This window comes from Reyranella sp. CPCC 100927 (assembly GCF_007859315.1).
Lineage (GTDB): Bacteria > Pseudomonadota > Alphaproteobacteria > Reyranellales > Reyranellaceae > Vineibacter.
In genome coordinates this window covers 153,038-167,060 of sequence record NZ_VOHA01000002.1, presented here as the reverse complement: position 1 = coordinate 167,060, position 14,023 = coordinate 153,038, and the positions used below count along the sequence as shown (strand labels likewise).

The following is a 14,023-nucleotide window of genomic DNA, read 5'->3' as shown; positions in this document are numbered from 1 at the left end:
AATGACACTCTCCGAGGCCTTGTCGCAGAATCGCCAGTTCAACAGGCCGGCGCTGCCATCCCTGAGCCCGCTGATGTCCAGGGCGGAGCGGATCATGGCCCGATGGCCCGATATCGTTGCAAACCCGCCGGAGAAGGATCGCGAGAAGCTCGTTGCCATGGTTCGCGATCGGCTCGATCGCGACGAGTGGAAAGACACCAAACTATCGCTGATCACGAGCGCCGGCAAGGCTCTGTTCGACGAAGAACGCCGCGAGCGGCCAGATCTTTCCGGACTACGGGAATTCTACTACCGCGAGACACGTGCCTCGACGCGCGCCGGCTTTCTAGGTGGCATGCTCTCCATCTACATGGGTAGTTTCGATGCTGCCGCGGATCATACCCACAAGCTTGCCAGTGCATTGTCGGAGGTGACGGACCGTTTGGGTGCACGTTGGCGCATGTTGCTAGAGGCTATCCCGGAGATGCTCTCGCCAACCGTCGTGGCGGATGCCGTTGCGCGGAAAATGATCTCCATGGACGATCTTTGGACCGGCCTGCAGAAGCTCGGCATCCACAGCCCTCATGCTCCCGGTCTGATGAACGCAGCTCATCTTGCTTATGTGACGCAAATCGAACCGCATCTCGACACGAGGATTGAGATGAAGCGGCTCATTGAATGGATGAAGCCCGACGGCCGAGAGGCCAAGAGCACTGGGGCCGGTGAGGCGATTTCGGCGCTGCTCGGGCACTGGGTAAGCCGTACACCCTCGGCTGAGGATCTTCGTTATCTGACCGAAAGCATCATCGGCATCTACGGTGATCCACGAGTCCAGCGTGGCGGGATCTGGTCCGCGGTGCCCAGCCATAGACTGGCTGTCATCCTTCGATGGCTGACTGGAGAAAACATTCGCTTCTTCCTCGACGTCGTGTCGGCAGTAGAGGACAGCCATATGTGGGAGCCGCGAAGAAAGTTCTGGCTGGGGTTGCATAGTCGAGGGCGGGTGGACACAGCTTGGGTGGCCTTCGGTGCTTCCGCCGAACGAGAGGCAAAGCGGCGAGGGGGTGGGAAGGGAACACTGAGGTTCGGACGTCAGACTGCCGGCGGCAGCAGGGCGAATACTTCCCTACTTGTGCTCAAGATTGGCAGAAAGATCGTTGTCGAAGGCTCCCACAGCTATAGGGTTCACATCTTTGACGAGACCGACAGGCGTGCGCCCACCCTCTATCAGTGGCACTATGATTGTGAGCAAATCAGGCTGATCTCGGGCTCAAAAGCAAAGTCACACATCGGAGATTGGCAAAGCTGGGTGATGGAGCAGATTTAGGTCGAGCAATGGAGCTTTTTGTATCTACGTCTCCCGACGCAATCACTCTCACCGTGAAGAGAAAAAGCACGGGCCTGCTTCATCGTCTTGTTCGCCGCAGCACAGAAGCTGATCTGCAGCATCTCAACGCCGGGGAGCGACCTCTCGCGTACGCGATCGCTGATCTGCGCGCTGCCGCAGATGCGCTTCGCGAGCCTTTGTCGATCGATTCTGATCGCATCGTGATGTCTCATCGCATCGCTGCGTCAATCTCAGGCGAGGCGGGCCAGCTGCTGGGATTGCCTCCATTCGTGGATATGACCCTTAAAACCGACGCTGAGGGCATCGTCGGTTCGTCCGGCTTTCGCCTTCGCTACGAATGGTCACGCAACGGCCAGCGCCAGTTGCCGCAACGGACGGGCGCGATGCTGGAGACGGCGCAGGGTGCAAGACGGCTGCCTCTCTGGATGCTGGACGCGATCGAGGTTGCGGATTCCTATCAATCAGATCAAGGCGATGCCGCGGACTGGGAGGCGCTCGGCCGATTCCGCAAGGCGCTTGACCCTGGTGCATCGATCGTGGGTGGAGATGAGGCGTCGCGCGTCTCCATGACCGATTTCCTCAGTGGTCTTGAAGTGCGCCTCGTTGATCGGCTCTCGATTTCTCCAAAGGGGGATACGGACTTCGACGTGATTCCATTTTCGAGCGATACGCTGGATGGGCATGGTGTTACCTCGGGTTTTGCTGAGCCATCTGAGTCGATGAGTGAAGTCGGTGGTCTCGATCTTCAACGATTTCAGTCTCTCGTCAGAGGGCGTGGCGCTTTGCCGGCCTATCGCCTTTCTCCGGGACGCTATGTCGTCGTGGAGCGCTCTGCGACGCCGGCACTTTCCGTCATGGTCAGCATGCAGAAGGCGTCTCCCGAAGACCGCCGCACTTTTATTCAGAACCCGTTGCCGAAGTTGACCGAGGCGATGGAGGCTCAGCTTCGCCGCTCAGGACAGCTGGACGGACTGTCGCCAGCGGCGGAGCAGGAAGCTATCGAAGCTGCCATCGGCCCTGTTCTGGTAGAGACGCTGGAATTCTCGGAACGCGTGACGGGCATCGTGAAGTACGAGAAGCCCGATCTGGGTGAGATTGAGCCGAGTAGTACAACATGGCTGCCCGAAGAATTCGCCGATCGTCTGGCTGATGCGCTAGGACGGCAGGACGCAGCGCAGCTCGAAACCCTGCGTGATCGTGTGGCCACAGCGATGGAAAAGCAGTGGCCGACGGTGGAGCTCGAGGATCTGTTGCTGCCGGCACGCGCGGAAATGCTCAGGCTGCTTGACGAGCGGCTTCATAGGATTAACGCTGAGCCTGCCGAGCAGGATGACCGGGAGGTCGATGGCGAAAAAACCGGACCCTTCGTTCTGGATACCCAAGTCAACTATGAAGACGTCAAATGGCATGCGAGGCTTAAGCCAAGAACGTCCGGTGTCGCGGACACCTTGCCCGGCTCGGTTCGCACGCCGCTCAAATCTCATCAAGTCGAAAGCTTCGCTTGGCAGGTCGAGGCGTGGCGATCGGGATTGCCCGGAATTCTGAATGCCGACGAACAAGGGCTCGGCAAGACGCTCCAGACGATCGCGTTCCTGGCATGGCTGAACACGGCGGCGGCGCGTCCCGAGGTCAGGAAACGTGGACCTGTTCTCGTCGTTGCGCCGACCTCCCTTCTGGAAAACTGGGAGCAGGAGGTCGCCCGTCACATGGATGAGACGGGGCTCGGCCATCTCATTCGCCTCTACGGCTCAAGCCTCGGTGGACGCAAACGCACCGGATTTCGGGGGACAGATACTGACAGCGGCGAAGCCAAGCTCGATTTCGGCGCGCTGCACGAAGCTGTCGCGGAGGGCAGAGCGCACCGGTTCTGGATGCTGACGACCTACACCACGTTAACCAATTACCAGCACTCGCTCGCCCGCATTCCTTTTTCGGCCGTTGTCTTTGACGAAATCCAGGCGCTGAAGAATCCGATCAGTCTGCGCGCGGTTGCCGCCCGCTCCGTCAACGCCGATTTTAGAATCGGCCTTACGGGTACCCCCATTGAGAACAGTACTGTCGACCTCTGGGCTGTCATGGATCAGCTGGCTGCCGGTTCGCTCGATAGTCTCAAGGAATTTCGCCAACGGTACCTGAAGCCGGAAGAAGCCAATATGGCGGAGTTGTACTCCCGTGTTTTCGAGCGCAGGGACACAAAGCCGCCGCTGGCAATCCGTCGGTTGAAGGAAGCAGTCGCTACCGATCTCCCACCAAAGTCGCGTCGCATTCATCCTCGCCTGATGCCGGATGCTCAGGCGTTGGCCTATGATGACGCGCGGCTCAAGCTTGCTAGTGGCGGGTTGGGCGCGCAGCTCAAGATGCTGCATCATATCCGCAGTGTTTCGGTTCATCCGTCCTTGGATGAAGAAATGAACAATGAAGATTTTACCCGCTCCTCCGGCCGCCTGGAGGCGACAATGGAAATCTTGAGGCGCGTGAAGGCAAAAGGCGAGCGTGCGCTGGTCTTCATTGAACACCGGCAGATGCAATACCGCTTCATCGAACTTGTTCGCAGCGAGCTGGGTCTCGTACGCGTCGATCTTATCAACGGTGATACGCCGATCTCTCAGCGGCAAGCGATCGTGAACCGCTTTCAACGGCATCTCTCCGAAGATCACGGGTTCGATCTCCTTGTCCTTGGTCCGAAAGCGGCTGGCACCGGACTTACCCTTACCGCAGCAACGCATGTGATCCATTTGTCGCGATGGTGGAACCCCGCGGTCGAAGAGCAATGCAATGACCGCGTACATCGCATCGGGCAAACCCGACCTGTGACGGTTCACGTGCCCATGGCGATTCACGAAGGTTATCGGGAACAATCTTTCGACTGTCTTCTCCAGAGCCTGATGATGCGGAAGCGCCGTCTTGCAAGCTCAGCGCTGTGGCCAATGGGCGACGTAGCCGACGATGCAGCGGTTCTCCAGCGAGGGATGGCAAGCGAACGTCTGCGGGCTGAAGCCGATCCGCTCGGCGAGGCCATGACGGCCATGTTTGCCCGGGACGAGCTGGGTGTCCCATCACGGGAGCTAGACGGGTCCTATCTCTTTCACTGAGTTGGAAATGAAGACGTCTAGTCGACATGCGCGTGCGCGACGGCCTCGCAAGCGATGCACCTCGAATCGGTTTCTCCACCGTTCGAGCGCCGGGCTTGACGTGGAACAAGCTATTCGCACGGGTCCACCGCTGTCGCCTCGCTGCGCCGGGGACGACGGCGGCGGTCCCTTTTCGCGACGTGGGCCGCAGCCTCAGTCGGCAGCGCCGGCGGCAGCGGCTTGGAGGGGTCGCTGCGCGGTGTTGTCCTGGTGGGTCGGGGTTTCCTCCGCCGGCAGACCGGCGAAGCGACGCAGGGCGTGCGCCATCTGCACGCGGCCCGACACGCTCGTGATCACCACGTCGACCATGGTGAACGACGAATGGAAGTGGCCCTTCGCCTGCAGCTGTTCGACGGGCACGCCGGCCTTGGCCATGGCCTCGGCGTAGGCGATGCCTTCGTCGCGCAGCGGATCAAACTCGCAGGTGACCACGAATGCCGGCGGCAGGCCCGCCACCTTGCCGCGCAGCGGCGAGACGCGCGGATCAGTGCGGTCGGCCGGCGAGCAGTACAGGTCCCAGAACCAGTACATCAGCGATCGCGTCAGGAAGTAGCCCGTCGCGTTGTCGACGTACGATGGCCGGTCGAACGTGCAGTCAGTGACCGGGCACAGCAGCAGCTGGCCGGCGATCTGCGGACCCTTGCGGTCACGCGCCAGCTGGCAGGTCACGGCGGCCATGTTGCCGCCGGCGCTCCAGCCGGCGACAGATACCGGCCCCGGCTTGCCGCCCAGTTCGGCCGCGTGCGCTGCAATCCAGCACAAGGCAGCGTAGCTGTCCTCGGCTGCCGTGGGGAAGCGGTGCTCGGGCGCGTGCCGGTAGCCGACGCTGACGAAGATCATGTCGGTGCGCCGGCACATGTCGCGGCAGAACGGGTCGTCGGACTGCTCGTCGCCCAGCACCCAGCCACCGCCATGGAAATAGACCACGACCGGATGCGGCCCCGGCGTCGCCGGCCGGTACAGCCGATAGGGCAGCAGACCATCGGTGCCGGGCAGCGTGCCGTCAATGACCTCGCCGACTGGCCGGCCCGCCGGACGGGCGGCATTGAACTGGGCCAGGAAGTCGCGCGCGCCCTGGGCGCCGAACGACTCCAGCGGCGGCAGTTTCATGTCGGCCAGCGCGTTGAGCACCAGGCGCACGTCGGGCTGCAGGCGCACGATCTCGCCGTCGTTGCACTGCTCGGCGCCGTTGGGACCGGTGAGCCGGAAGCCCAGCATGCCGCGCTCGACGACCTCGTTGCAGATACCGCGATAGGGGCCGACGCCGCCGGTGTAGGGCATCACGCCCTGGGCTTTGCCGGGCACGTTGGCGCCCGTGTACCAGGTGTTGGCCAGCCGGTGCAGCGTGATCATCGAGCAGTCGGCATTGTGCCGCTGCCAGCCGTCTTGCGCTGCCTCGGTGGCTTCCATGGTGGTGAAGCCGGTGTCACGCAGGGCGATCAGGCGGTCGGTCACCCAGTCGACGTGCTGTTCGATCGACACCATCATGTTGGACAGCACAGACGGGCTGCCGGGGCCGGTGATCATGAACAGGTTGGGAAAGCCGGCGACGGTGAGGCCAAGATATGTCTGTGGCCCGTTCGCCCAGACGTCGCCGATCGATTTGCCGCCGCGACCTGAGATGGGATGCACCGCGGTGATGGCGCCCGTCATGGCATCGAAGCCGGTCGCGAAGACGATGGCATCGACGTCGACGCTGCGGTTATCAGTCTGAATGCCGGTGGCCGTGATGCGCTTGATGGGCTCGCGCCGCAGGTTCACCAGCGTGACGTTGGGTCGATTGTAGGTAGCGTAGTAGCCGGTATCGAGGCACGGCCGCTTGGAGCCGAAGGGATGATCGCGCGGCGTCAGCGCCTCGGCCGTTTCGGGGTCATTGACGGCAGCGCGGATCTTTTCGCGCAGCATGTCGGACAACAGGGTGTTGCCGTCGACGTCGACAGCCTGGTCGGCCCAGAGTTGGCTGAGCATGACCACCAGATCGCCGGCAGCCCAGGCCTTCTCGAAGCGCTCGTGGCGTTCGGCTTCGCTCAGCTGCCAGCTGTGGTCGGTGGCCGGCGGCAGCGGCACGCCCGCCATCGACCAGCGCGCGGCCTCACGGAAGGCGGGGGTATCCTTGTCGCGCATCTCGATGCGATCGGCGGGCGACGGGCCGTTGTGCGCCGGCAGTGCGAAGTTCGGCGTGCGCTGGAAGATGGTGAGGTGAGCGGCCTGCTGGGCGATCAGCGGGATCGACTGGATCGCCGATGAACCGGTGCCGATCACCGCCACGCGCTTGCCGCTGAAGTCCACCGCTTCATGCGGCCAGCGGCCGGTGAAGTAGACGGCGCCCTTGTAGTCGTTGTAGCCCTCGATCTCCGGCGGCTTGGGCAGCGACAGACAGCCGCTGGCCATGACGTAGAAGCGGCAGGACACCGGCGCGCCGGCGCTGGTGTCGAGCCGCCAGCGCTGCGTGGCGTCGTCCCAGGTGGCGCTGTTGACCCGGGTGCCGAAGCGGATGTCGCGGCGCAGGTCGTAGCGGTCGGCGACGAAGCCGAGATAGCGCAGGATCTCGGGCTGGGTGGCGTATTTCTCCGACCACGTCCACGCCTTCTCTAACTCGGGATCCCAGGTGTAGCTGTAGTCGGTGGTCTGGATGTCGCAGCGCGCACCGGGATAGCGGTTCCAGTACCATGTGCCGCCGACATCGTTGCCGGTCTCGAGGCCCACGGCCGAGAAACCTGCCTTGCGCAGGCGATGCAGCAGATAGAGGCCGGCGAAACCGGCGCCCACGACTGCGACATCCACTTGCTGTGCACCATTGGCGACTGCTGCGTTTGCCATCGCTTCCTCCCTCTTGCGGACGCTGATTTTCAGCCTGAAGCCTGACTCAAACCGTGCGGTGTCGCATTGGAAAAACAGGAAGGAAAAAACGAATGGGTTCCGCGGGGAACCGATCCGATTGCCACCTCACGGTAACGTGACGCACTCGTCTAGGGTCTACTCGGAATCACGCGTCCCTGATACAGCTGTGATCCCGAGCGCAGCGAGGGATCTTCTGCAAGTGATGCACGGATGCGCCTGCATCTCCCTCGCTATGCTCGGGATGACGGTCCCGAGTCACACTCGAGCGATAGCGGGTACTACGATGCTGCGCTCGCGACGGGGGCAGCGCCCGAGAACGTAACGCCCTCATAGTCATTGCCCGCGACTCTGTTGATGCGCCTGACGTACTTGGGGGCACCGCCGTTGTAGATCATGGGGCGGAAGCGGCCCTCTTCGTGGCCGGCGACGTTGGAGTTGTAGCCGGTGAACCAGGACTTGGCGCGACGCATCAGCATCATGGCGTACATGTCGTTCACATGCCGGGTCCACTGATCCTCGGCCTCCTGCGTGGCCTCGGCGCGCACATAACCGTTTGCCCGGATGTGCTTCAGCAAGGCAGTGCACCAGTCGACGCCGGTTTCGATGCCGCGCGGGTAGTTGGTCGAGGCCGAGCCGCTTTGCGGGCCGTTGGGCATGATCAGGTTCGGGAAGCCGTGGATGAAGATCCCGAGATAGGTTGACGGGCCATCCTTCCACTTCTCACGCAAGGTCTGGCCGCCGATGCCGCGGATGTCGATGCGGTCATAGGCACCCGTGATGGCGTCGAAACCGGTGGCGTAGATGATGATGTCGACATCGTAGTCGCGTTCGCTGGTGCGCAGCCCGGTCTCCGTCACGCGCACCAGCGGCGTCTCGCTGATGTCCACCAGTTCGACGTTGTCGCGGTTGTAGGCCTCGAAGTAGTTGGTCTCCATCGGCACGCGCTGCACGCCGAAGCCGTGATCCTTCGGGATCAGCTTCTCGGCGACCTTGGGATCCTTCACGCGCTGGCGGATGCGGTCGGCAATGTATTCGGAGAACTCGGCGTTGGCCTTCTCGTCCATGAAGATTTCACGGAAGTTCGCCAGCCAGATCGCAAAACCCGGCGTGCGGTAGAGGCGGTCCCATAGCGCCACGCGCTCCTCGCGCGGAACCTCGTAGAAGCCGCGCCGGTCGGGTTCGTGCACGAAGCCGCCGGGCGTACGCGCGCAGGTCGCGAAGATCTCGTCATAGTCGGCACGGATGGCGGCCATCTCCTTTTCAGAGATGGGCCCGTTGTTGAGCGGCGCGCTCCAGTTGGGGCGGCGTTGGAATACCGTCAGGTGGCCGACCTTGTCGGCGATCTCCCCGATGACCTGGATGCCGGTGGCGCCGGTGCCGATGATGGCCACCTTCTTGTCCGACAGATCCAGCTTCTCGTGCGGCCAGTGGAAGGTGTGGAACGAGCGGCCCTTGAAGCTCTCCATGCCTTCCAGCCGTGGCAGGGTCGGAATCGACAGCAGGCCCAGCCCCATGACGAGAAAGCGGCAGGTCAGCGTGCGGCCGTCGTTGATCTGCAGCCGCCAGATGTTCTCGGCTTCGTCGAAGTGGGCAGCTTCGACGCGGCAGTTGAACTGCATGTGCCGGCGCAGGTCGAACTTGTCGGCAACGTGGTTCAGGTAGCGCAGGTTCTCAGGCTGGGCGGAGAAGTGCTCCTTCCAGTGCCACTCATCGAGCAGCTCCTTGGAGAAGGAGTAGCCGTAGGTATAGCTCTCCGAATCGAAGCGGGCACCGGGGTAGCGGTTGGAGTACCAGGTGCCGCCCAGGCCGGACGCCGCCTCGATCACCGTAGCATTCATGCCAAGATCGACCAGACGCTTGATCTGATAGATCCCGGCGACGCCGGCGCCGATGACGATCACTTCATAGTGCGAGCCGGTCTTCGCCACCATGCTCAGCTCCCCGTTGCATCTCTATATGAACAACCATTCATATCGCGCGATGGTAGCGCCTGCAACGGCCGCTGTCATCCCGCGCGATGCACGGAATGACAGCGGATTTCGTACCAAGAAATCAAGATGATGATGCCGCGATCACGCTGGCTGAGGCTGGGCCGGGTGGCGCGACGGTATTGGCGGGAAGACCAGCGCGATGGCCGCAGCGCCGATGCCGATGCCGAGCGAGCCGATATACAGGAAGCCGTAGCCGCCGGTGACGTCGAAGATCCAGCCGCCGACCGCCGGCCCCAGCGCCATGCCGAGCGCCGAGACCATCGTGGCGGCGCCGAAGACGGTGCCCATGATGCGCATCGGGAAGTATTCGCGGGCGATCACGGCATAGAGCGGCATCACGCCGCCGTAGGCGAGGCCGAAGATGGCGGCCACGGCGTAGAACTCGCCGAGCTGGCGCGTGAAGTAGTACGCCCCCGCCATGATGGCCTGGATCATCAGGCCGACCACCAGTGCCTGACGGGCGCCGAACTTGTCGCCGGCGACGCCGAACAGCAGGCGACCCCCAAGTCCCGCCAGACCCTCGACGCTGTAGATCGTGACCGCGGCCATGGTCGACAGGCCGCAGGCCATCGCATAGCTCACCGTGTGGAAGATCGGGCCGGAGTGGGCCGCGCAGCAGCAGAAGAAGGTTGCCGCCAGTACAACGAACTGCGGCGAGCGCAGCGCCTGCCCGACGGTCATGCCGGGTTCTCCCGGGGCGACCGCACCGGGAGCGGGGGCGGCATTGGCGGGCGCGGTCGGTGCCGAGCGCACCAGAAACGCAGTGGGGATCATCAGCACCCACGCCAGCACGGCGATGGTGATCTGTGCCGTGCGCCAATCGTAGGATGAGATCAGCCAGGCCGCGAAGGGCGAGATCGTGAGTGGTGCGACGCCCATGCCGGCCGAGACGAGCGAGACCGCAAGGCTGCGGTGCTTCTCGAACCAGCCGGTGACGGTAGCGATCGTCGGGGCGAACACGGCGCCGGCGGCGACGCCGACCACGATGCCGTACGCAAGCTGGAACTCGAGCAGACTGCTGGCGCGACTGGCCAGCGCCACACCCAGGCCGAGCAATACCGCGCCGGCGAGCACCACGATGCGTGGGCCGTAGCGGTCCATCACCGCGCCCCAGCCGAAAGCGGCGACGCCCATCGCGAGAAAGTCGAGCGTCATCGCCGTGGATATGCCGGTCCGTGACCAACCTGTCGCGTCCGAGATCGGTTGCAGGAAAACCGCCAGCGAGAACACCGTGCCGATGGCGACGCAGCCCATCAAGGCGCCTGCCGCTACGACGACCCAGCCGTAATAGACCTTCATTTGGCCCTCACCACTTTCATGCGCATCGTCCCAAGGACGAACGGGCCGCCGGATAGGCGACCCGTTCTCACATGAAATTTTCTACTGCGCGCGGGCGTCAGGTGTTCGCGCCGCGTTCCCGGCGGGAGGTTGCTCCGGGCACTACGACCTCGATGGTGACCAGCTGTAGACCTTCTGCACCGTGCCGCCCATCAGCGCGGCGCGTTCGCTCTCGGACAGGCGGTCCGTGACACGGAACGCGTCGACCCCTTGCTTGTAGGTCAGCAGTGCGACGGCCCGGGTCCAGTCCGTGCCCCACAGGCAGCGATCAAAACCGTAGGCATCGAAGATGCGGCCCAGCGGATCCCACAGGTCCTTGTAGGGAAAGGGTTCATGCGAGAGGGTGCAGGCACCGGTGATCTTCACCACGACATTGTCGTGGGCGGCGAGCGCCAGCAGCGTCGGCAACTCGGCGAACGGATCGGCCGGCACCGGCGGCTCGAACGGCTGGTTCAGCCCGAGATGGTCGATCACCAGCCGGGTGTTGGGGTTGTGCGCCGCCATCCGGGCAACCTGTTCCAGTCGCCCGCGACAGAGAAGATTGACCGGCAACCCATGTTGCGCTGCGGCAGACAGCACGCGGTTGATGCCGGGATCGGCGGCGTCGGTCGACACATCCGGTGTCATCATGATGCGGATCGCGACCCGGCCCGGGGTGGCGGCCCAATCGGCGATCGTATCGGCCACGCCAGGATCGTTCGGATCGACCGGTTTCACCAGACCGAAGCGCCCGGGGTGCGCGGCATGGACCGCGAGCGCATAGCTGGCGTCGAAGCGGTACATGGTCCACACCGAGACCAGAATGGCACCGTCGACGCCCACGGCATCCATGGCGGCAACCAGTTGATCGCCCGTGACCTCCGGCGGTCCGTGCAGTACGGCAGCCCACGGGCGTCCCGGATGATCGCGTTCGTAGGCATGCACCTGTGCATCGATGATCGGCATGGTTTCCCGCTTTCGACGTGCTGAGCGTCGTTCGATAGGGCTTCTGCGACAGCATAGTCTTACCGCGAACAGGATCGGCTTCAACACCGAGGCAGCCCTGCGCGCCGTGCAACCGCCGTGGGTCTTCAGGTCAGGCCGGTGTCTGCTAGACTGTCACCGGGAAATGCTCACCGCATGCGACGGGATGGACAACCATGAGCCTCGACAATCCCGACAACAAATGGATCGGCAAACGTACCGTGCGACCTGACGGTGCGGACAAGGTGACAGGCCGTGCCGCCTACGCCGCCGACACCACCATGCCCGGCATGATCTGGGGCAAGGTCCTGCGCAGCCCGCATCCGCATGCGCGCATCAAGTCGATCGACACGACCAAGGCCGCTGCATTGCCGGGTGTCAAGGCTGTCATCACCAGCAAGGACATCGTCGATTTCCCGATCGACAAGGGTGCCGTGATGGTGGGGATCCAGGACATGCGGTGGATGTGCCGCAACGTGATGGCGCGCGACAAGGCTTTGTTCGCCGGCCATCCCGTGGCGGCCGTCGCCGCAACGACGCAGCAGATCGCGGCGCAGGCGCTGAAACTGATCGAGGTCGACTACGAAGTGCTGCCTTGGGTCATCGATGTCGAGGCGGCGATGAAGCCCGACGCGCCGATCCTGCACGGCCATATCCAGTCTGATGGCAAGCCATCCAACATCGCCGGCAAGATCGAGCACAAGCTTGGCGATATCGAGGCCGGTTTCGCTGCGGCCGACGTGATCGTCGAGCGCAGCTTCAAGACCGAGCCCGTACATCAAGGCTATATCGAGCCCCACGCTTGCCTTGTCAGTGTCGCGCCCGATGGCAAGGCCACGATCTGGAGCTCGAGCCAGGGCCAGTTCATGGTCCGCGCCATGTGTGCTTATCTGACCGGTACCCCGCAGAGTGACATTCGCGCCATTCCGGCGGAGATCGGCGGTGGCTTCGGCGGCAAGACCATCGTCTACCTGGAGCCGTTGGCGCTGCTGCTGGCGCGCAAGTCGGGCCGCCCGGTCAAGATGGTCATGACGCGCGAGGAGGTCTTTCGCGCTTCGGGGCCGACGTCGGGCTCGGCCAGCACAGTCAAGATCGGCGCGACCCGGGATGGCAAGATCGTTGCAGCCAAGGGTACCTACTACTTGCAGGCTGGCGCTTTCCCGGGCTCGCCGATCCGCGGTGCGGTCGGCTGCGCCTTCTCGCCCTACGACATCGCAAACGTTCATTCGCTGGGTTTCGATGTCGTTTCCAACCGGTCGAAGGTGGCCGCCTATCGTGCGCCGGGCGCACCGATCGGCGCGTATGCGGTCGAATGCGTGATCGACGAAGTGGCCCAGGCGCTGAAGATGGATCCGCTCGAGCTGCGCCTGAAGAACGCCGCCAAGCAAGGAACCAAGGCGGCCTACGGTCCGGTCTTCCCGGTGATCGGCTATGAGCAGACGTTGAAGGCCGCGCGCGAGCACCCGCACTACACGGCGCCGCTGGGGCCCAACCAGGGACGCGGCGTCGCCAGCGGATTCTGGTTCAACGCCGGCGGCGAATCGAGTGCCCAGGTCAACATCAACGAGGACGGTACCGTCGTCGTGATCACGGGCCATCCGGATATCGGCGGCTCGCGCGCCTCCACCGCCAACATCACGGCGGAACTGCTGGGCATTGATCATGCCAAGGTGCAGGTTCTGATCGGCGACACCAGCTCCATCGGCTTCAGCAATCTCACCGGCGGCAGCCGCGTCACCTATGCATCCGCCATGGTGGTCACCCGGTCCACGGAGCAGGTCATCTCCACGCTACGCGAGCGGGCGGCGAAGATCTGGAAGATCGATCCCGATGCGGTCACCTGGGAGAACGGCGAGGCACGGCCTGCGGGTGACAACGCCGGCAAGTTCGAGCCGCTATCGCTGTCGCAACTCGCCGCCCGGGCCAGCGAAACCGGCGGTCCGATCGGCGCCGGCGTATCGTTGAACACAACCGGTGCCGAAGGCGGCTTTGCGACGCAGATCTGCGACGTCGAAGTCGATCCGGCGACAGGCAAAGTCTCGGTGACGCGCTTCACCTGTTTCCAGGACGTTGGCCGGGCGATCCACCCGGACTACGTCGAGGGTCAGATGCAGGGCGGCGCGGCGCAGGGTATCGGCTGGGCACTCAACGAGGAGTACATCTACGACAAGAACGGCCGGGTCGATAATCCGAGCTTCCTCGACTACCGCATGCCCGTCGCCTCCGACCTGCCGATGCTCGATACGGTCATCATCGAGGTCCCCAATCCGAAGCATCCGCAGGGTGTGCGCGGCGTCGGCGAGGTACCGTTGGTGCCATCGCTGGCGGCAGTCGCCAACGCCCTCCACGGCGCCCTTGGTCATCGCTTCGACAGCCTGCCCATGTCGCCACCGAAGGTGCTTGCGGCGCTGGAGCCGGCGTAGGCCTGATTT

General features: G+C 63.6%; 7 protein-coding genes. 3 read left to right on the top strand and 4 right to left on the bottom strand.

All coding sequences use genetic code 11. The features are described from left to right. Position 1: 1 nt before the first annotated feature. Both FQU96_RS06885 and FQU96_RS06880 read left to right on the top strand, forming a co-directional pair. Entirely contained in the window at positions 2 to 1,306 is a 1,305-nt protein-coding gene (locus FQU96_RS06885; protein ID WP_178130354.1) for an EH signature domain-containing protein, read from the top strand. An 8-nt stretch (positions 1,307 to 1,314) separates the two neighbouring features. After that, positions 1,315 to 4,419: a DEAD/DEAH box helicase gene (locus FQU96_RS06880; RefSeq protein ID WP_146540135.1), complete on the top strand. Its 3,105-nt coding sequence runs from the start codon at positions 1,315 to 1,317 to the stop codon at positions 4,417 to 4,419. A 192-nt stretch (positions 4,420 to 4,611) separates the two neighbouring features. Here the strand turns inward: FQU96_RS06880 and FQU96_RS06875 are convergent, their stop codons facing one another. The 4 genes from FQU96_RS06875 to FQU96_RS06860 form a co-directional block, all read right to left on the bottom strand. Further along, a complete protein-coding gene (locus FQU96_RS06875; RefSeq protein WP_146540134.1) occupies positions 4,612 to 7,278 on the bottom strand; it encodes an alpha/beta hydrolase fold domain-containing protein in 2,667 nt (888 codons plus the stop codon). A gap of 299 nt (positions 7,279 to 7,577) precedes the next feature. Next, positions 7,578 to 9,230: an NAD(P)/FAD-dependent oxidoreductase gene (locus FQU96_RS06870; RefSeq protein ID WP_146540133.1), complete on the bottom strand. Its 1,653-nt coding sequence runs from the start codon at positions 9,228 to 9,230 to the stop codon at positions 7,578 to 7,580. A 141-nt stretch (positions 9,231 to 9,371) separates the two neighbouring features. Next, a complete protein-coding gene (locus FQU96_RS06865) occupies positions 9,372 to 10,589 on the bottom strand; it encodes an MFS transporter (RefSeq protein WP_146540132.1) in 1,218 nt (405 codons plus the stop codon). A gap of 141 nt (positions 10,590 to 10,730) precedes the next feature. After that, a complete protein-coding gene (locus FQU96_RS06860; RefSeq protein WP_146540131.1) occupies positions 10,731 to 11,573 on the bottom strand; it encodes an amidohydrolase in 843 nt (280 codons plus the stop codon). A 194-nt stretch (positions 11,574 to 11,767) separates the two neighbouring features. On the opposite strand from FQU96_RS06860, the gene FQU96_RS06855 reads away from it, so the two are divergent. After that, positions 11,768 to 14,014 (top strand): xanthine dehydrogenase family protein molybdopterin-binding subunit, encoded by a 2,247-nt coding sequence (locus FQU96_RS06855; protein WP_146540130.1) that lies wholly within the window; start codon positions 11,768 to 11,770, stop codon positions 14,012 to 14,014. Positions 14,015 to 14,023: the final 9 nt, after the last annotated feature.